Below are 17323 nucleotides of genomic sequence, written 5' to 3' on the forward strand. Positions count from 1 at the left end.
ATAGGCGGTTTTGTTTTTCCTATAGTCCCCGATTGCGGCGGCTTCATCCAGATCAGGGGCAGACCGCGGAAAACTGCACCATCAAAAAGATAAAAAAGGCGCTGCCGAAAAACCAAGGGATGGTCAAGGAAGTCAACATGTCGATGAAATGCAGTCTTTTTTATAAAAAAATTTGCCCCCCCTACGTCTGAATTGTTATACGCAAATTGAGCGAAAATAGCCAAACGGCGGTTCGGATGAGCCGCCGCTTTCCGTTTTGCGGAAGGCTTAATAATATGCGCCCTTTTTGCTGGGCACGACTTGCTGAATCGAGTTAACATTATTTTAACTTCTTTGTCGAATTTTGTTATCACTATGTGAATATTCTTCTTAGTTTCTCAGATATAATTTCTGTTAGGCAAGGTGAAAGGAGTCCAAAGAATTGAAAAAAGAAATTGGTGTAATGATGTTATTAAGTGTTGTTTTGCTTTCAGGATGTAGTTTGGATCACAGTGGAAATGCTAAGCAAGGGCTGAGTGAGTCTCCAAGTAATCAGGTAACAACGCAGCCCAAACAAGAGACCACTCAGGATACTACCGAGTCAGGGCAGGAAAATAAAAACTGGTCTTCCGAGAATAATGAGGTTAAAATATCGCCTATTAAGGTCAATAAATACGGTACGACAGAAATTGTGTCTGTGGAAGTCAATGGTGTGAAGAAAGAGTTTAACTGGGATATTGCTGAAGAACCACGAGTTTTTTATACTGATGTAACGGGTGATAGTAAACCGGAAGCAGTCATAATTACGAATTTAGGAAGAGGCACTGAGACAAGTATTGATGAAATACATGTGCTGAACAGTGAGAATTTATCAGAAATAAAAGTTCCAAATGACGAAGAAATCGTTGCTGATTACATTGAATCGCATATTACTAAAAATGATGAAGGAAATGTAACGATTAAAGTTAAAGCAAACGAAGAAGATTATGAATTCACTCATGCTTTACCAGATCCAGATATGGAAGTTCAAAATCACCTTTTTTTCGGTGGTGTAGTAACGTATTCATTAGAGAATCAAAAAATATTTTTGAGAATTCCTGGGGGTATTGTGGCGACCGGAGTCCCTATGTACGTATGCAACTTTCAAATCACATATAAATTCGATAATGTGAAGAACGAGTTTATTGTAGATAAAATGAAATTTGAAACTTATGAAGAATAGTATCGGATCGCTTTTGAAAGGAGAAATGCTATAATGCGTCGGATATCGCTTATTGGTTTGTCTTTTGCTTTTTGCCTGGTCCTGTTGGCGGCGTGTTCCAATCCAAACCCTGCCGGTCAGGAAACGACTGGAAGCGCGGCGAACAATCCCCAAAGCGAAGCACCGGGAAACGAATTGACCGAGCAAGATATGAAGCTTGGCCAATTGGCCATTGGACAGACAATGGACGAGGTCCGGGAATTGTTGGGGGAGCCTTCCAAAGAGACGATAGCGCATGGCATCGGAGATCCCGAATGGATCTATAAAGATAAAGGCGTCGAGATCGATGGAGGAGGAGATGTCTGGGGGATTCACGCGTCAAGTCCCTTCACGGGGGTCACACCCAGAAACATTGGAATAGGCAGCACGGTGGACGAAGTGAAAAAAGCCTACCCCGCTATTGAAGCCTCGCCATTAGATGAAGGAATTTTAATCCAAAAATCAACGGACAACAAATATATGCTCCAGTTTTCCATAAAGGACGACAAAGTGGCCGGTATCGTGTTGGTCCAAGACCTTGTCATCAAATGATATACGGTCTTGGACCGGCAAATGCCGAGCAGACCTCTAAGCAGCAAGCCATTTACTCATTCGGGATGACAACCATAAACTCGGTCTCACGCTTATCCTGGAAAAGCCAGTGCATTTTTATCATTCGGATCAAATTCACTTATATCCATGATTAAACCATTATAATAGGTGTACACATCCCCGGTATATTTATCCACCCAAAAATCATACACGACCGGCAGCACATAGTAGCGATCATTTTCCATTTTAACCGTCAAATTGGCGATGGTCTTCTGAAGCCTAGATTCATCATCATCTTGTTCAACTTTCACATTTTCTTCAAGGGGAGTATAGGTCCCGTATCTTTTCTCAAATGCAGCGATCAGTTGCTCTCTTGCTTTATTCACTGCTTCTTCTTGCGACAACTTTGCCGCATTCTCGGGATACCGGCTGATCATTACATGCGGCATTCTTTCCACGATGCGTAATGCATCAGCGTCGGTTCCGTCATAATAATGAACATTCCCCTTCAATACTTGGGTTACAAAACTGATGGGAACAAAGAGATCCTTGTGCAGTCGTTCGGGAGCCGCATCTAGCTGTACCTCTTGCCCGTTTAATTTCACGCTCTTATTGCCAACAACGACCTCCACCTTATTCTCTTCATCTTCGAGAGTAGCTGTTCCCTCTTTGTCGTTCCACTCCAGTTGGGCTCCTAAATGTTCGGCGATAACCGCCAATGGAACAAACATACGATCATTGACCGTTGTAACATTTGCATTCTTAATAATCGAACCATTTATAAACAGTCCAATATATCCTTGATTCAACATTTCTTTGCTTCCGTCATCGTAAATAATGTAAGGCTCCTCAGACTCTTCTCCATAAGGCAGTATTTGCACCTGATTCATATTCGTTCTTGCAACCGATTCTTCATTTACTTTTTTCTCAGGCAAAGCGCAGCCGGACACAACGAATAATAAAAAGATACCGATACCTGCAATTAACAGTTTCCTCACTCTTTACACCCTCACCTTTACCTTTATGACGATGATTCAATTAAAGTTTGAGCTTTATGCCGACAAATAAGGTCTGCTTTTACAACCACTCTTAAATTTTATTTCAGTTCACTAATATCAAAGCTTTGTATGACCTCTATCATTTTTACATAGAGCTCTTGTTTTAGGTCTTCTCTTTGATCGGTTGGTACTTGTTGAAGTGATGCTTTTAACTTTGGGGTAAAACACTCCAAGATTTGTATCGTTGCCTCCTGATCATGGCCTTGTTGTGCTTTTAATAACAATTCGGCCATCATTTAAATCACCCCTTCGCGTTTTTTTTGCATTTATTCTTCAAGCCATTAGTCGCCTCGCTTAAATTAGATATCTAGCCATATTTCTTCACTTCCGTTAATTGACGGCGCAACTTAGCTAAAGCCTTTAAGCGATGCTTTGAAATGTTCTGTTGGGATCCCCCCAGAATCTGTGCTATTTCTTTATCGCTTAACTTTTGTACGTATGCTAAAGATAAAATCCGTTGTTGTAGTTCCGATAAAGATTCATAAGCTTGAAAAAGCAAATCATCCGTGATGTGATCTTTTAAATTTGGTGATACACGCTCAGCATCATAAATTGTAAGTAATGATGACTCTAGACTTTCATTATTATCTAGTATCAAAGGAAATCTATTAGTCATCATCCGCCTTTTTTTGTCATAATTAATAGAGTTGTAGTAAATAAGGTTGGCTATATACTTAATAAAACGACGATTAACACTTACATGAACATTCTTTTCCATATAAGCCCCCCCTTTGACAAAATCACTTCCTACTCTATAAAGAGTTACCACACAAAATTTTTACAACCAAATTAACGAAAATGAACCATCTTTCCTATATTTTACCACCAATCACTCCGAAAACAATTATATAAATTAGAAGCGGAATCAAGAAACAACAAGAGACGGGCTCCGTATCAAGGGGTGACCTTTTCTTTTTTGCGTGGGTTGAGTGCAACTCAACGGAATGATAGGAGCACGAACATGAATGAAGAACTGATCAAGATGCCGGCTTGCTTTTCGGGAGGAACGGGGCTGCGGGCAATTTCACAATCCGAAGAATCTGGCGATTTCGCTAAGTCTGGAGGCCTCCGAATTGCTGGAGAACTCTGGGTAGTGGAAATCGCCCGAAGACGTGGTGTCACTGAAGGTTTCAGTCCCTAATTACGGTCAGCGAATGAGAAAACCCAGAATCGGATTTTCAACCATAAGTTTGAAAAGAAAGGAATAATAACTATTTTTCCTTGCAATTAGGGTATTTTTTCTGTATAGTACGAGGTGCGGATCTATAAAACGCAGGCTCTCAACTCCGTGGTTAGGGGCCCATTGAAAGTTATTTCTGGAATCATACATAAACAGACTCCCTCAAGGGGTTCGAGAAGCCACTGGATGCATCTGATGGCTTCTCACCATTAAAGGATTACTAAAGGGTGGGCAGGTTCCCTTTGCCAAAGGGCAGTTCCAGGGGTCTGAATATGTTGCCCTGTCATGTCCAAGGTTATAGACAGTCAATGGTGTGAGGAAATATTAATAATTAGGGGGGCTACTAATAATTTATGTTGAAGAAAAAATATACAAAGTATACCCTATTACTTATTGTAGTGCTTTTTGCTGTAGGCATTATGTGGTTTTTTAATTCCATTCCTCAAAACACTTCATTTAACGACCTTGTTTTAAATCATATTAAAGTTTCCGAGATAGCTTCAATTGATATTCTTAAATTTTCTAGAGAATCATCAAATGTAGAGGAAGAAATTAAAGTGGAAGATGATAACATCGGTAAAATAATTAGTGATTTCTCTACAATAAAATTAAGAAAAGTTAGCTCAGTTGATGTAAATCCTTACAGAACATATCAATTATCAATAAGAACAAATCAAGATAATAGATTTAAAATAAACCTTTATGAAGAAGATTATATGGAAATATACGATGCTAAGAAAAAGGAGCTAGGTTCGTATAAAATAATTAGTGATTATAATGTTGAAACGATTCAAACTTTATTTCAAAAATAGACGGCCGCTATCATTGATAGCGGCCCAATTTTTTTCTTATTTACCTTGGAGTAATTTATCTTTACATAGGGATCCAATTTCCGCCTTTGATATGAAGTGCGGTTACCACACCTTTACCAGTAACAAATCTTATCCGCTCTCCATCCACAGTATATTCAAGGAAAGGGAGCTTGACTCTGATCAGGTCATATTTCGGGTTATCTACCAAAAAATATTCAAGATTAGCTAATTCGCTATACCCCGCTTCAAGCAGACCTTTGAACGCTTCTTCTTCTGAAGGGGCCATAAGTGATAACACGCCGACAACACCCGCGACAACACCTACTGGAGTGCTCTGAACAAAGATCAGTCCTAGAATAGTAGCCACTGCACCTAATCCGCTCATCAGGTCATTATTGCTAGGCTTAATAATGCCCTTATCGATAACTAATCGTTGCGCTCTTACAATATCTCTAATCTGTGACAAACTAACAGTAACTTCAGAAGCATATTCTCTGGCCATTTAAAACAACCTCCTATAAAATATATTTTTGAAATCCCCGGGGCGTTTCACACTATATAAAGAAGAGTGAGCATCTGATTTTACAACCAATCTTAAATTTTATTTCAGTTCACTAAGATCAAAATTTTGTATGACCTCTAACATTTTTACATAGAGTTCTTGTTTCAGGTCTTCTCGTTGATCGGCCGGCACTTGTTGCAATGAAGCCTTTATCTTTGGGGTAAAACAATTTAAAATCTGTAATGTTGCCTCCTGATCTTGATCTTGTTGTGCTTTTAATAACAATTCGGCCATCATAAAATCACCCCTTTGCGTTTTTTTGTATTTCATTCTTCAAGCCATTAATAGCCTCGCTTAAATCAGAAATTTTCTTTTCAAAACGAATTAATAAATACGAGGTAATTGCAATAGGGAACCCTAAATTAGCAATAAAGGCGGTAAAATCAAACTCAGCCATATTTCTTCACCTCCCGTTAATGGATGGCTCACCTTAGCTATAGCCTTTTACAACAAATTTCCTAAACCATATACCTTACAAAACGACGATTGTCATTTACATAATCAGCCTTCTTCATATAAGCCCCCTTTTGAAGAGATCACTCCCTACTTTATAAAGAGATACTAAGCTAGTTTTTTACAACCGCTTTCAAAAAGGAACGGATACAGTGCATACTGCTCCATAGGACTTGTTTTAGCTATCGTTCAACAGGTGAATCGTATAATAAACGGGGCAGTCCCTAAGGTCAAATTTATGACCGTTTGGGACTGCCCCCTAATGTGTGTAGTTATTTGGCAGGTCGGGGTATCCTACATCTTTTTTTGGAGATGAGCTACATTCGAATTTTACAGATACCCTTTAATCCTATTCATAAGTGTCTCGCCATTTGTGGTAAACAAAATATAAGTATTTGAAGTTGTTTTAATAAATATCCGATCCGTAGTACCATAACGGGTTCCGATTCTAATTGCATTTTTTATCGTCCTTAACTCGATTTTTCATTATCTAATTTAAGTGGCGCAAGTAAATTTATTACAAATATATAAATCGGGTGGATGATCATAGCACCAAGGCTCAACAGCCCGACAACGGGAGTTGGGAGCTCCCCGCGATCCACTATAGGAACCAAAGAACTAAATGCGAAATTTATCAATACAAAATACGGAAACCACAGAACCATCGAAATGAACCTTAGTTTTGTACTATTTTCAGCAAAGTATTTTCTGGTCAAAATAACGAATACAATCGTAAATAAAATAAACATGATGAAAATGAGAGAATAAACAACTTGGTTAACTAAGGACAGGTCCCAACTGAGTACTCTGCCGATCCGGTAGATATTTGCTAGCAGTTGTATAGGGAAAGATAACATTACCGCGTATCCAAAACTCATTATATTGATTTTCACAAAACTCTTAATAGTAACCATCTCCTTGTTGCTCCATAAACAAATTATACCAGGTCGAACTTGAGCACACAGTGCTATCAGCGTCTTGCCAACTTACTTATTGAGAAAAACAAAAAACCACAACCAAATAAGGTTACGGTTTTTTGTCACTCACTTCGAAATATCCAAAAACCCCTCGCCAAACACATCCCGCACGTCGTGAATGGTGATAAAGGCGGATTTGTCGATGGATTTGACAATCTTATTAAGCGTGGACACCTCTTGTTTGCTGATAACGATGTATAGGACCTCCGTTTCCTCCGTCATTCCCCCGCCCGTACTTTTCCTCTCTATCCCCGGCTATTTAAGGACTGAATATTTCTCAATCGTTTGACCGCTTATTCGAGAAAAAGCTCATTTTGCTGGTGCGACTATGTCCGGGTATTCCGCCGTAAGCGTCGCATAACTTTCAATCCACGCACTTACATAGAGTGCGACCACTGGATACTGACGCGAGCACATGAAGCTTTTTCTGATTTCAATCCACGCACTTACGTAGAGTGCGACGGCAGATCCAGGTACATACAATATGGCCCCCAAATTTCAATCCACGCACTCACGTAGAGTGCGACCCTTTCGTTCCGCATGTGTAAGTTCTAGGCTGTCAAATTTCAATCCACGCACTCACGTAGAGTGCGACCTAGTGCGCGAAGATCGCAAATGCGCCGAGCAAATTTCAATCCACGCACTCACGTAGAGTGCGACAGCGGGCCTTGTGAAGCCTTGAGCCACAAGGCCTCACATACTCAGAAGTGCGAACCTACTTTGTGAGTGCGAAATTTTACCGTTTATTTCAACCCAAGTCCTAACAAACCCTTTAATGACGCGGGGTGCGAACCTCCCAGGGATTTTATGTGCGCTTGGGGTTCGCACCGCTAGAAGATAAGCGGCTCCTCTAAATCTATCGATGGTTTGGCCCCAATATGCTCTACTTTGGTTTTGTAGTTATTGCCCAACCGATAAAATCGCAAGCTATCTTTTTCTTCATCAATTAACTGGGTTAACTCCAATTTCAGAGCAGTGAACTGGGCTGCATCCACAATGCACTCAAACACGGAATTCTGCACCCGCTGCCCGTAGTTCTGACATGCCTTGGACACTTTACGCAGCCTTGCAGCACCTCCCGCCCCTGACGTTTGAACATCATATGTAATGAGCACAAGCATCCGAACTCACCTACTTCCATAAAAATGGCGGATACTCATCTAGATCACCGCGCAAGAAACGGGCCAATAATAGCGATTGAACATACGGAACCAGCCCCCAAGGGATTTTCTCACCGAGATACGGGTGTGTGATGCTTTCCTGCTTTTTGGTTTGCCATGCCTTCAGAAACATTTTGCGGACCTCGTCCGTCATTAGCACAGCCCCGTTTTCTTTGGTAACAAAATCGCTCGATGTCACTTCTTTTCGATTGATCAGCGAAAGCACAAATCGGTCTGCATAAATTCCTCGCAGCTCTTCCATTAGATCCAAAGCCAGGGACGCACGACCAGGACGGTCTTGGTGCATAAAGCCGACGTAAGCATCGAGGCCCACGGTCTCCAGAGCCGCAGCCGTATCATTAGCCAAGAGAGTGTAAGCAAACGACAGCATGGCATTCACGTTGTCCTTAGGGGGTCTCCTGGATCTTCCTTGGAAAGAGAAGTTTTCCTTCTGCTGAAGTATCATTTGATCAAACACACGGTTATAGTGGGCCGCCGCTTGGCCTTCCCAACCCCTTAAACTTTCCAGGTTATTACTGTTGCGGACTTCGCGCAAAATATCCGACAGCTGGCTCGAGACGGATTTAAATTGTTCAACATCAACTCGCAGCGGATAGTCTCGCGTCATACGCTCCAGGATCCACTTATGGTTATAGACTTTGCCTGTAATGAAGTTTCGTGCGATCTTCGTTGCTTCCTCTTCATTATCAGAAATCCGGTACTGCGTCTTTCGCAAAATGACATTTCCCCGGCTCTCACCGATTACTCTTGCCAAAAATCTCCCGCTTTGTGTCAAGAAGGTGATGGAAATATTACGATCAGCACAATAACCCATTAACGCTGGACTAGCCCCCGTGTATCCAAAGCTCACGATCGACTCCAGATTATGAAGCGGCAAGCGACCAAGCTTCTCATCATCTTTGAGCAGTAACACATTGTCGCCATCAAGCGCCAAGTAAGTATCAGGCTGAGTAACATATAACGTATTTAACAGCTTTCTCATTCACTCAGCCTCCCCTCGATGTAGCTTTGGACAGAGCGTTTCTGCAGCAGATTGGGCACACAGATGTGCTGCAAGGAGCAGTTTTTGCAAAACGGCCCCGTCTTTACCTTCGGCGTATGACGTTTATCGTAATAATGATGCATTTCTGCGGCCATTTGTCTCACTTGATCTCGCAGCATGTCACTAATCGGAACTTCGATGCGATGCTTGATTTCGTTGTAGAATATGTACCCTGTGTCGACGCGGCACAGCATCATCTCTTCCAGGCACATCGCTTGAGCTGCTAGCTGAATGACGTCTTCATCGCCTTTTTTCGGCTTCCCCCGCTTATACTCAACCGGGTAGACCTTATAGGTGCCTTCTACTCCCGCCAATTCTACTCCATCCGAGTCCTGGATAAATTCAACCACATCACAGATTCCGCTTAGCTGCAGTTCCTTGGACTGAATCGGCATCGCACGAACAATCAACTTGTCTCTGCGCTTCTCCTTGATAAACGGTTGATCCGCTTTTTGGTGCAAATGCTGGCCTTCGATGGTTCTGACATTTTCTTCCCACTGCTGTTCGATATGAATCAGGGCCCACTGACGTTTGCAAAATTGGAAATGCTGGAGCCCTGACAGCATCAAATAGCGGTCCTCGTCATTAACGGCCATCAATAACCTCGACATTCAAGCCATCGAGTTCCTCTAGTTCAATCGTATAATCTTCAAATCTTTTTGGTTCAGGAGTTGTAGAGTATACTTTTAAAGACCGGTGCACTTTGGCCGACGAATATTGCCCCAACTTGGAAGAATGATTCCACCAATACACTTTGTGGACTTCCATACTGCCGTCGGGACGAGCAGAGGAACTGTCATTTTCAAACAGTGTGATCAACGCCTGCTTAATTTTCTCCGCATCTTCTTCCGTGAAGCCTGTCTTCTCCGCAAGTTGTGTATTAATGCTGCCCTTAAACACATACACGCCGAAATCCACACGATGCTTCATGCCCATCGTATCGGAGCTGCGCTTGTCCCCCGTTACGGAGTTTACACTTTTGGTAATCTGCGTGCTGACAATATCGATTGGATCAATGCTTGTTGCAGTATGGATAGACACAGGACCACGGACGCCTACAGACAGCTCGGAACCTTTAAAAGCAAATACTTGCCCAAAGCTGCGCACATCAATCCATTCCTGACAAGCAAGTTTGGCAAATTCATCAGCCGATGCATTTTTTGCTTTCAGCATCTTCGCGAGGTCCGGATGGGCATCCGCACGTTCACGCAAACTTTTGAATTCATCCGCTTTTCTGTCGTCCGACTGGACAAAAACCTTTTCTCCCATATCCAGCAAGCGGTTGCGAATTTTGCGTTTGATGGCAACATCGGAGATTTCTCCGTGGCCGTCATAATTTTGACGAGGTCGATTGCCGTTTAGCGGGTCCCCGTTCGGATTGGCTTTTGTTACAGATAAAATAACAGCAAAATCGATTTTATGACCAAGCGTGCTCATTCGTTTGTATCCTCCTCTTTTTTCTTATAAAGTTCACGGCGCTGACTATAGAATCCAAGCAGATATTGCTCTGTTAAAGGAGCATTATTAAACTCGACATCCTTAAATTGATCGGCGATTTCATCAATCATCTTGGATAAATAGGTAGCTTTCGTTCCCAGCTTGGCCTGATAAGGCTGCAGGCTGGCTTGAATTGTTTTCCAAGTTCGGCTAGGATTCTGGGCAAAAGAGTTCATATAACGAATCGCGTTGGTAGACCTCGTCTCGTCTTTGCCAAGTGCTCCTCGTTCCAGCACATCCGCCACAGCCAGCAAGCGGCCAAACAGATAACTCCGATCCCTGGATTCGGTGTTTAGCGGCACATTCCATTCCTCCTTTTGTTCCAGCAGCATTTTTCGGATCAATGCGCATGCAATGCTTAGCGTCTTCTCCCATTCCCACCGTTCCATCGAAACCGGATTCGAAGCCCGGTGAAAGGCACTCCTAACAATGTCTCGGGGAACTGTACGTTTATCGACAATGCAAGGGATAATCCGCTCCATTAAACCTTTGACGATCTTTTCGCTCGCTCTTGGGCCGTAAGCAGCAAAAGCAATATCTTTGGTCGCCGGCGCCCCATAAAATGAAACAAACTTCTCTTCGTCCCTGCGGTACCGATGCTCCCAGGCACAAGACTTATGCCACTCTTCCAGACGGTTCAAATACAGCTCTTTATTCAGATGCCGATAGTAAAGCACCGCCATCCGGCCCGTCGTTGCCGAGTCCAGAACGAGAATATTCACCTCTGCTTGATATGTAAGATCATTCCGGAACCCGTCAATCGCTCGTTTTACCTGGTCGGCATAAGGCTTGTCCGTATCCGGTTCCCTTTCCATCTCCCGGCCTAAATGTCGCTCCATATCAACGATGTCTTCGTCGGTATTTGGAACAGGATTATTATCGTTGCCCCACACTAGAAAAACGCGTTCATCAATCGTTTTCCCTTGACGGTGAATCAACCATTTCAAAGCATTGTGCGCTTTCTGTGACACCTCATAACTGATCGATACCGCTTCCCTGCTCGTTTTGAAGCGTCCGCGAAAGGTGAAGCCGGAATTGTCATTCGCAGAAATTAACTTTGCTTTGTCTGCCGCATGACGAATTTTGTTCGCATGCCGTTCCGTACTTGGACGTGTTTCTCCGGTAACGAAACAAACATCCTGTTCCCCCAGCTTCTGATTGTAAAAGGCAATAAACGAATCAAACATCGCTTTGTCTTTCCAAACATCCTCCGGTGAATCAGGGGTGAACACATTAAATCTGATAAAAGCGCTGGATGTCTCTGCAGCCCCGCTTGAGAAAATAGGCGGCTTTTCCCCGAGCTTTGCCTTGTATTTATCATCCCATTTCTCTATCAACCGACCATTCTCGTCAAGCTTGATTATTTTTGCGGCAACCAAGTCCTCTATTAACCGCCCCTTGCGCAAATACGTATAAATACATTTCAATTTCTCAGTGGCATATGGCGAATTGGCCCATTCCTCCAAATTGCGGATGTACTTATCAAAAGGAACCTCATCCGGATTTTTAATCTGTCCGCCATACTTGACGAAGTCGCCAGCGACATAACTTAACTTGTCATGTAACGGGTATGGAGCAACCTTGGAGCCTGACCGACTCGCTGATTCTTCTGTACAGGGGATTAAGGTGCTTTCCTTCTCCAACACTCTGGCCTCAAGAAAGTCACCATCTTCATCGATCGTCACTTCAATATGTGCATTCTGGGTCGTGTGAGAAACCGGCAGCAGCGTGTACTCCCGGTCACTACGTTTTTTCACCGTTTTCCCGACTTGATCCAGATTAGCCTCATACGTTTCATATAGGTGGAGCAGCCAACTCATCTCATTCACCTCCTAAATTACGGAGCAGTTGTTCCGCAGACTCGATGTTATCCGAATTGAACGATTTGGGCTCCATCTCTCTAACCGAACGAACAATCGTGCACTCTTCCGGCTTCGGAAACTGGATATACCCTTTATTCATCTCAACGGGCCACAGCCTTACAGAAAGCTCATTCTTTCCGGTTTCATCCGGATAGTTGAACCCGTGAACCATCGTTCCTAAATACTGCGTTCTTTCTTCTGTATCGTAAAAACCCGGTCCAGTGCCAAATTCACAAGGCTGGACATACCCCTGACACTCTCTAGTACCGAGGAAAATATCTCTGCGTCCTCCCGCTTTCAACGAACGTTGAAGGATGCTGTAATGCTTCCCTTCATTGCGGTCAAAGGCGAGATCAGGCCGGTGTTCGTTAAAGACAAAATGGGCCCTCACTTGGTAATGGACATCCTTCAGATACGTATAATTAGCCAGCGTGTTCCCGCCCCCATATTCAATCGGGCGCACACCTTTTGATTCCATCTGGATCGGCTTCATTACACGCAGTTCGTCAATGATATACATGATGGTCGGCTTCCAGTAGATGGATTCCAGGATTCCCTTGATCGCTTGGTAGGTTGGAACACTGTAGGACAGCTTCTCACCGCCTATTTTGGTTAAAGGGTCGGTGAATAAAGCGTAGTCGCCGAAAACTTCGAACTGGACTTCGTTTCTCATGGTTTGGATCACCTCCTTTGGGAGTATTTTCATAGGAAGATTATCCCACTCACAGATTACATCTATTTTTCGAAGGCGTCAATGATTTTTTATTTCAACTTTTTCTTTAAATGAATTATATATTTCGAATAATGAAATTAAAACCGATTTCTGGTATAATTTCATCATTCGCTTTCAAAAAGCGTGGATTGAAATATTTAGAGGAACAGTTGGAAACCTGTCTTGAGTGAAGACAGGTTTTTAAATTATTAAATCATCCATTCCGCCCTCCCCCTTCAAATCCACCCCATACTCATCGCTGTACCAATTCTCTTTCAACTCATAAATCATGCCGTCCAAGTGCACTACAATGGCGTTATCCCGTCTTAAATGCTCCAGCTCTTGCGAGTACAGGTTCACCGTATATTGCTGGGCTTGTTTCAAAAACTTGCTTATATCTTCAAGCCATGCTCCACTATTCAATTGAGCAATGAGTTCTTTACCTCTTCCATAAGGCACGAGGACGGAAGTCGTTTTTTGATCAATGACCTGAAAATGCTCCGCTGCCGTTTTGTAGCTCCCATTTAACAACAAAGGAAAGCTTGTCCCATGTTTCTTTTGATAGTGAGTCACATAATCATTCTCCTGTGAGAGAGACATCAGGAGCTTGGTCATTTCTTTATCTAATTTCTTAACGTAATAGTTTAAATTAACCTCCATTCTATTGTAGTAATAGCGGAAATATTCACTCATCGCCTTTGGTAAAAGCAGGTTTCCTTCATATTTATCAGCTTTCTTCTTAAACCTGGCTAGTACGTGGCTGGACATATCTTTCCCGACCTTTATCTCCTTCAGCTTCGAAACGGCTTCCTCCGCATGATTAATAATATACACATTCCGCGATTCATCTTCTCCGTGCCGGTTGCATCGTCCGGCTGCCTGGGCAATCGAGTCCAATCCAGCGAGAGAGCGAATGACACATTTAAAGCTGACATCGACCCCAGCTTCTATTAATTGTGTGGTTACGCAGATAAAGGGGTCTTGCTGATCCAGCATACCTCGGATTTCCTCAAGCTGCTCTTTTCGGTGTGCCGCACACATGGATGTACTTAGATGGTAGACAGGCACAGGGAAATCCTTCAGCTTTTCATATAAATCCTTAACCACCCTTTTTGTATTGAGAATGATAAGTGTGCTGCCCCACCCGTTGATTTCCGACTTCACCCAACCGGCCAACGTCTCATTCGTCATAGGATCTTCCGTTTGGTCAATAAGCTCGACCCGTTTAAAAGCTTTCGCAACTTCAGAAAGATTCGGCACAATCTCCCCATCCCGGTCCTTCCAAAGACTATGCTTCACCTCCTCCAGTGTAGGTTGGGTGGCCGTGCAGAGAAGAATGCTGCAATGAGCATCTTGTTTCAAGAAATTCAACGCCTCGTTAAACAGGGCAATACAATGAATGGGAACCTTCTGTACTTCATCAAAAACGATCACTGAATGACTCAAATTATGCATACGACGGGTATTGCGGTTGCCTTTGGCATAAAAAACATTGAGGAATTGGACAAGGGTAGTAAAAATGATCGGGCTATCCCAATTGTCGCGAGCGAGCTTAAGCTTCTCTTTGTCCGTAATAATCCCGTCATCTGCTTCGTCATCATCTCCCCTGCCATTCGGATCGTCCTCAATAATATTGGAGTGATGTTCCAAAATATGTTCGCTATCCTTCAATATCTTCCTGACCTCATCCGCATTTTGCTCGATGATTGTTGTATACGGAACGACATAAATGATCCGCTGTTTATTGTACTTGCCGGCATGCCTGAGCGCATAGCGAAGACTGGCAAGTGTCTTGCCTCCACCTGTGGGGATGGATAACGTATAAATGCCGGACGGGCGCTCGGCAGCGAACACATCGCACTGTTCCGACATTCGGGCTCTCAGCACGTTGATCGGTTCGCTTGCATCACTTCTTTCCTTTAAAGCGGCCAGATGATCCATTAAACGACGATAGTAGGCGTCAAACAAAAGAAGATGCTGTGTGGGCTCTCCAGCCTCAACCTTTTCTTCAAAACTACGCGTGTCGGTCCGATCCGCATCAATTAAACAGCTGAAAATATATTTTGTAACAAAAAAACTTTGTGTAGGCGTGCGATTAATAAATTGTTCCAATTCATCCACGGCAACATGAATATAATTGATAAGCTCTTCCTTGGACATCATGTCCTGAAAAAAACGTTCAACAGCCAATTCGTATTCAGGAAGATTCGTATCTTGTACTCGTCTTAAGTAATCGGATTTGATCTCAGGTGAGAGATAGTCTTGGAGGTTGGAGTGATGAGAGATGATGGCGTTACCGACGATTTCAGCCAGAAGCTTTTCGCAGAAGGTACTTTCTTTATGGTGAAGTAATGAAAATAGCAGCCTGCCTCCAGCTGTAGAATGATCAACCTCACCGCGCTTCGGCTGTGGCAATTCAGGGTGGAAGGCAACGATGTCTATATATTGTTGGAACTTTTCGCTATACTTCCCCAGATCGTGAAGCAGCCCGGCTAACCCAGCGACATGTTTCAGGCCCAGCTTTTCCCCGAACTGTTCCGCCAGCCGTTGTACTCCAAGCAAGTGCGTTTTTATCGTTTGAATTTCTTTATCGAGTTCTCGTACATGGGCAATATACACAAGCACATCTCCTCGCGTATGATCATATACAACCTAGTTCTATTTTACCGCAAGATTTGTCATAATTCACCAATATACGGGTAAAAAGCCTTATTACAATTAAGTAGCAATCCCAACAAGCAACTCGCTTAGCTATACACTTCTCCGGTTGTAATAATGGAGAGGAACTATGAGTTTTGACATCGTTGCGACATAGGTTATTTTTATCATGACGTTGACTTCGTGATTTGGCAGCCCAAAGGGCTGAACATTGGCCGGTCTGCCTACAGCGGCGCGGTGCCGGCTCTGCTGACCGGGGTCGTCGTCTTCGGCGACGTGTGGGAAGTCGTACAAATTACGTGGAAAGCCATCTTGACGTTTAACGCCATGATTATCATCTCTACCTAAAGCGCTTTGCTATGAACCCTAAAAAGTTGCGAGACTTTCAGAATCAGAGCATTTATTATGAACGGTTAGTCAATAGTATGAAAGTGTAGTCCATTATTTCCCTGCAATCTACGCACTTACAAAGAGATGTGACCGGGCATGGCGTTAATCGCATCGAACATTGGGATTTCAATCCACGTACTCACATGGAGTGCGACCAGGAGCGCCATTAGCGCGGCCAAGAGCTGGTGAGCATTTCAATCCACGCACTCACATGGAGTGCGACTCCTGGCGTTCCTTTTCCCCAACCCGCATTGCTTCGCATTTCAATCCACGCACTCACATGGAGTGCGACGGGCCGCGAGGATAGTACCAATCCCAATACGCCGATTTCAATCCACGCACTCACATGGAGTGCGACAGCGGGCCATGCGAATCCTTGTGGCACAAGGCCTCGTAAGCCCAAAAGTGCGAACCCATTTTGCGAGCACGAAATTTTTCCATTAATTTTAACCAAAATCTCTACAAATCCTTTAATGACGCGGGGTGCGAACCTCCCAGGGATTTTATGTGCGCTTGGGTTCGCACCGCTAGAAGATAAGCGGCTCCTCTAAATCTATCGATGGCTTGGCCCCAATATGCTCTACTTTGGTTTTGTAGTTATTGCCCAACCGATAAAATCGCAAGCTATCTTTTTCTTCATCAATTAACTGGGTTAACTCCAATTTCAGAGCAGTGAACTGGGCTGCATTCACAATGCACTCAAACACGGAATTCTGCACCCGCTGCACGTAGTTCTGACATGCCTTAGCCACTTTCCGGAGCCGCGCGGCCCCTCCCACGCCTGTTGTTTGAACATCATAAGTAATGAGTACAAGCATCCCGACTCACCTACTGCCATAAAAATGGCGGGTACTCATCTAAATCGCCGCGCAAGAAACGGGCCAGTAATAAGATTTGTGGTTATAGATCTTCGTTGCTTCCTCTTCATTATCAGAAATTCGGCTGCATCTTTCGCAAAACGACATTTCCCCCGGCTTTCACCGATCACTCTTGCCAAGAATCTCCCGCTTTGTGTCAAGAAGGGGATGGAAATATTACGATCAGCATACAACCTAGTTCTATTTTACCGCAAGATTTGTCATAATTCACCAATATACGGCTTCATTATAATAAAAAGCAATCCCAACAAGCCAGTCGCTTAGCTATACACTTCTCCAGTTGTAATAGT

The 17323-nt window shown here is 43.4% G+C and carries 19 protein-coding genes, 4 pseudogenes and 1 CRISPR repeat array; of the genes and pseudogenes, 5 read left to right on the forward strand and 18 right to left on the reverse strand.

The window, feature by feature from the left end; all coding sequences use genetic code 11:
- Positions 1–30: 30 nt before the first annotated feature.
- Positions 31–118, reverse strand: a pseudogene (locus tag NYE74_RS33215) (carbohydrate ABC transporter permease); the annotation flags it as partial.
- A 303-nt stretch (positions 119–421) separates the two neighbouring features.
- Between NYE74_RS33215 and NYE74_RS01485 the strand changes: the two are divergent.
- Positions 422–1201 (forward strand): hypothetical protein, encoded by a 780-nt coding sequence (locus tag NYE74_RS01485; protein ID WP_155619721.1) that lies wholly within the window; start codon positions 422–424, stop codon positions 1199–1201.
- Between the two features lie 33 nt (positions 1202–1234).
- Positions 1235–1771, forward strand: a complete 537-nt coding sequence (locus NYE74_RS01490) for a hypothetical protein (protein WP_155619720.1) — start codon at positions 1235–1237, stop codon at positions 1769–1771.
- A 92-nt stretch (positions 1772–1863) separates the two neighbouring features.
- Here NYE74_RS01490 and NYE74_RS01495 read toward each other — a convergent pair whose 3' ends face one another.
- From NYE74_RS01495 to NYE74_RS01505, 3 genes are all read right to left on the reverse strand, one after another.
- On the reverse strand, positions 1864–2769 hold the full coding sequence (locus NYE74_RS01495; protein WP_155619719.1) for a copper amine oxidase N-terminal domain-containing protein: 906 nt from the start codon (positions 2767–2769) through the stop codon (positions 1864–1866).
- Between the two features lie 98 nt (positions 2770–2867).
- Positions 2868–3062: a helix-turn-helix domain-containing protein gene (locus NYE74_RS01500; protein ID WP_240752283.1), complete on the reverse strand. Its 195-nt coding sequence runs from the start codon at positions 3060–3062 to the stop codon at positions 2868–2870.
- Positions 3063–3136: 74 nt separating this feature from the next.
- Positions 3137–3547: a sigma-70 family RNA polymerase sigma factor gene (locus tag NYE74_RS01505; RefSeq protein WP_155619717.1), complete on the reverse strand. Its 411-nt coding sequence runs from the start codon at positions 3545–3547 to the stop codon at positions 3137–3139.
- Between the two features lie 243 nt (positions 3548–3790).
- Between NYE74_RS01505 and NYE74_RS01510 the strand changes: the two genes are divergently transcribed.
- Both NYE74_RS01510 and NYE74_RS01515 read left to right on the forward strand, forming a co-directional pair.
- On the forward strand, positions 3791–3970 hold the full coding sequence (locus NYE74_RS01510) for a hypothetical protein (RefSeq protein ID WP_155619716.1): 180 nt from the start codon (positions 3791–3793) through the stop codon (positions 3968–3970).
- 392 nt (positions 3971–4362) lie between these two features.
- On the forward strand, positions 4363–4821 hold the full coding sequence (locus tag NYE74_RS01515) for a hypothetical protein (protein ID WP_155619715.1): 459 nt from the start codon (positions 4363–4365) through the stop codon (positions 4819–4821).
- A gap of 61 nt (positions 4822–4882) precedes the next feature.
- Here the strand turns inward: NYE74_RS01515 and NYE74_RS01520 are convergent, their stop codons facing one another.
- The 12 genes and pseudogenes from NYE74_RS01520 to cas3 all read right to left on the reverse strand — a co-directional run bounded on the left by NYE74_RS01520 (position 4883) and on the right by cas3 (position 15726).
- A complete protein-coding gene (locus NYE74_RS01520) occupies positions 4883–5323 on the reverse strand; it encodes a hypothetical protein (protein WP_155619714.1) in 441 nt (146 codons plus the stop codon).
- A 99-nt stretch (positions 5324–5422) separates the two neighbouring features.
- Complete coding sequence (locus NYE74_RS01525) at positions 5423–5617, reverse strand: helix-turn-helix domain-containing protein (protein WP_196427483.1); 195 nt, start codon at positions 5615–5617, stop codon at positions 5423–5425.
- A 7-nt stretch (positions 5618–5624) separates the two neighbouring features.
- Positions 5625–5780: a YvrJ family protein gene (locus NYE74_RS01530; protein ID WP_155619712.1), complete on the reverse strand. Its 156-nt coding sequence runs from the start codon at positions 5778–5780 to the stop codon at positions 5625–5627.
- A 386-nt stretch (positions 5781–6166) separates the two neighbouring features.
- Positions 6167–6298: pseudogene (locus NYE74_RS33220) on the reverse strand (SunI/YnzG family protein); the annotation flags it as partial.
- Positions 6299–6879: 581 nt separating this feature from the next.
- Positions 6880–7029: pseudogene (locus tag NYE74_RS01535) on the reverse strand (DUF2179 domain-containing protein); the annotation flags it as partial.
- 142 nt (positions 7030–7171) lie between these two features.
- Positions 7172–7473: a CRISPR direct-repeat array (repeat unit 35 nt; unit sequence CAAATTTCAATCCACGCACTCACGTAGAGTGCGAC).
- A 170-nt stretch (positions 7474–7643) separates the two neighbouring features.
- Positions 7644–7934, reverse strand: a complete 291-nt coding sequence (gene cas2, locus NYE74_RS01540) for a CRISPR-associated endonuclease Cas2 (protein ID WP_128631161.1) — start codon at positions 7932–7934, stop codon at positions 7644–7646.
- A 10-nt stretch (positions 7935–7944) separates the two neighbouring features.
- Positions 7945–8976 carry a type I-C CRISPR-associated endonuclease Cas1c gene (cas1c, locus tag NYE74_RS01545; protein WP_155619711.1) on the reverse strand — a complete coding sequence of 344 codons (1032 nt, stop codon included), beginning with the start codon at positions 8974–8976 and terminating at the stop codon, positions 7945–7947.
- The gene (gene cas4, locus NYE74_RS01550) at positions 8973–9632 is read right to left on the reverse strand and encodes a CRISPR-associated protein Cas4 (RefSeq protein WP_240752575.1); all 660 of its coding nucleotides are present in this window, start codon (positions 9630–9632) and stop codon (positions 8973–8975) included. The genes cas1c and cas4 overlap by 4 nt, the downstream gene beginning before the upstream one ends.
- Positions 9622–10473: a type I-C CRISPR-associated protein Cas7/Csd2 gene (gene cas7c, locus NYE74_RS01555; RefSeq protein WP_240752282.1), complete on the reverse strand. Its 852-nt coding sequence runs from the start codon at positions 10471–10473 to the stop codon at positions 9622–9624. Before cas7c ends, cas4 begins: the two co-directional genes overlap by 11 nt.
- Complete coding sequence (cas8c, locus tag NYE74_RS01560; protein WP_240752281.1) at positions 10470–12353, reverse strand: type I-C CRISPR-associated protein Cas8c/Csd1; 1884 nt, start codon at positions 12351–12353, stop codon at positions 10470–10472. Before cas8c ends, cas7c begins: the two co-directional genes overlap by 4 nt.
- Before the next feature lies 1 nt (position 12354).
- Entirely contained in the window at positions 12355–13068 is a 714-nt protein-coding gene (gene cas5c / locus NYE74_RS01565; RefSeq protein WP_155619708.1) for a type I-C CRISPR-associated protein Cas5c, read from the reverse strand.
- A gap of 240 nt (positions 13069–13308) precedes the next feature.
- Positions 13309–15726: a CRISPR-associated helicase Cas3' gene (cas3, locus tag NYE74_RS01570; RefSeq protein ID WP_240752280.1), complete on the reverse strand. Its 2418-nt coding sequence runs from the start codon at positions 15724–15726 to the stop codon at positions 13309–13311.
- 222 nt (positions 15727–15948) lie between these two features.
- Between cas3 and NYE74_RS01575 the strand changes: the two genes are divergently transcribed.
- Entirely contained in the window at positions 15949–16113 is a 165-nt protein-coding gene (locus tag NYE74_RS01575; protein WP_316561616.1) for an ArsB/NhaD family transporter, read from the forward strand.
- A 569-nt stretch (positions 16114–16682) separates the two neighbouring features.
- Here the strand turns inward: NYE74_RS01575 and cas2 (NYE74_RS01580) are convergent.
- The gene (cas2, locus tag NYE74_RS01580; protein WP_036626985.1) at positions 16683–16973 is read right to left on the reverse strand and encodes a CRISPR-associated endonuclease Cas2; all 291 of its coding nucleotides are present in this window, start codon (positions 16971–16973) and stop codon (positions 16683–16685) included.
- Positions 16974–17048: 75 nt separating this feature from the next.
- Positions 17049–17200, reverse strand: a pseudogene (locus NYE74_RS33225) (CRISPR-associated endonuclease Cas1); the annotation flags it as partial.
- Positions 17201–17323 lie beyond the last annotated feature (123 nt).

Source organism: Paenibacillus sp. FSL P4-0127 (assembly GCF_038007325.1).
Classification (GTDB): Bacteria; Bacillota; Bacilli; order Paenibacillales; family Paenibacillaceae; genus Fontibacillus; species Fontibacillus macerans.

What these genes read in the sequence shown, in the direction of transcription:
- NYE74_RS01520 (WP_155619714.1), bottom strand. Translation starts at nt 5,323, where the DNA reads ATGGCCAGAGAATATGCTTCTGAAGTTACTGTTAGTTTGTCACAGATT.
- cas8c (WP_240752281.1), bottom strand. Translation starts at nt 12,353, where the DNA reads ATGAGTTGGCTGCTCCACCTATATGAAACGTATGAGGCTAATCTGGAT.
- NYE74_RS01530 (WP_155619712.1), bottom strand. Translation starts at nt 5,780, where the DNA reads ATGGCTGAGTTTGATTTTACCGCCTTTATTGCTAATTTAGGGTTCCCT.
- NYE74_RS01515 (WP_155619715.1), top strand. Translation starts at nt 4,363, where the DNA reads ATGTTGAAGAAAAAATATACAAAGTATACCCTATTACTTATTGTAGTG.
- cas1c (WP_155619711.1), bottom strand. Translation starts at nt 8,976, where the DNA reads ATGAGAAAGCTGTTAAATACGTTATATGTTACTCAGCCTGATACTTAC.
- NYE74_RS01510 (WP_155619716.1), top strand. Translation starts at nt 3,791, where the DNA reads ATGAATGAAGAACTGATCAAGATGCCGGCTTGCTTTTCGGGAGGAACG.
- NYE74_RS01505 (WP_155619717.1), bottom strand. Translation starts at nt 3,547, where the DNA reads ATGGAAAAGAATGTTCATGTAAGTGTTAATCGTCGTTTTATTAAGTAT.
- NYE74_RS01490 (WP_155619720.1), top strand. Translation starts at nt 1,235, where the DNA reads ATGCGTCGGATATCGCTTATTGGTTTGTCTTTTGCTTTTTGCCTGGTC.
- NYE74_RS01500 (WP_240752283.1), bottom strand. Translation starts at nt 3,062, where the DNA reads ATGGCCGAATTGTTATTAAAAGCACAACAAGGCCATGATCAGGAGGCA.
- cas4 (WP_240752575.1), bottom strand. Translation starts at nt 9,632, where the DNA reads ATGGCCGTTAATGACGAGGACCGCTATTTGATGCTGTCAGGGCTCCAG.
- cas5c (WP_155619708.1), bottom strand. Translation starts at nt 13,068, where the DNA reads ATGAGAAACGAAGTCCAGTTCGAAGTTTTCGGCGACTACGCTTTATTC.
- NYE74_RS01525 (WP_196427483.1), bottom strand. Translation starts at nt 5,617, where the DNA reads ATGGCCGAATTGTTATTAAAAGCACAACAAGATCAAGATCAGGAGGCA.
- cas2 (WP_036626985.1), bottom strand. Translation starts at nt 16,973, where the DNA reads ATGCTTGTACTCATTACTTATGATGTTCAAACAACAGGCGTGGGAGGG.
- cas7c (WP_240752282.1), bottom strand. Translation starts at nt 10,473, where the DNA reads ATGAGCACGCTTGGTCATAAAATCGATTTTGCTGTTATTTTATCTGTA.
- cas2 (WP_128631161.1), bottom strand. Translation starts at nt 7,934, where the DNA reads ATGCTTGTGCTCATTACATATGATGTTCAAACGTCAGGGGCGGGAGGT.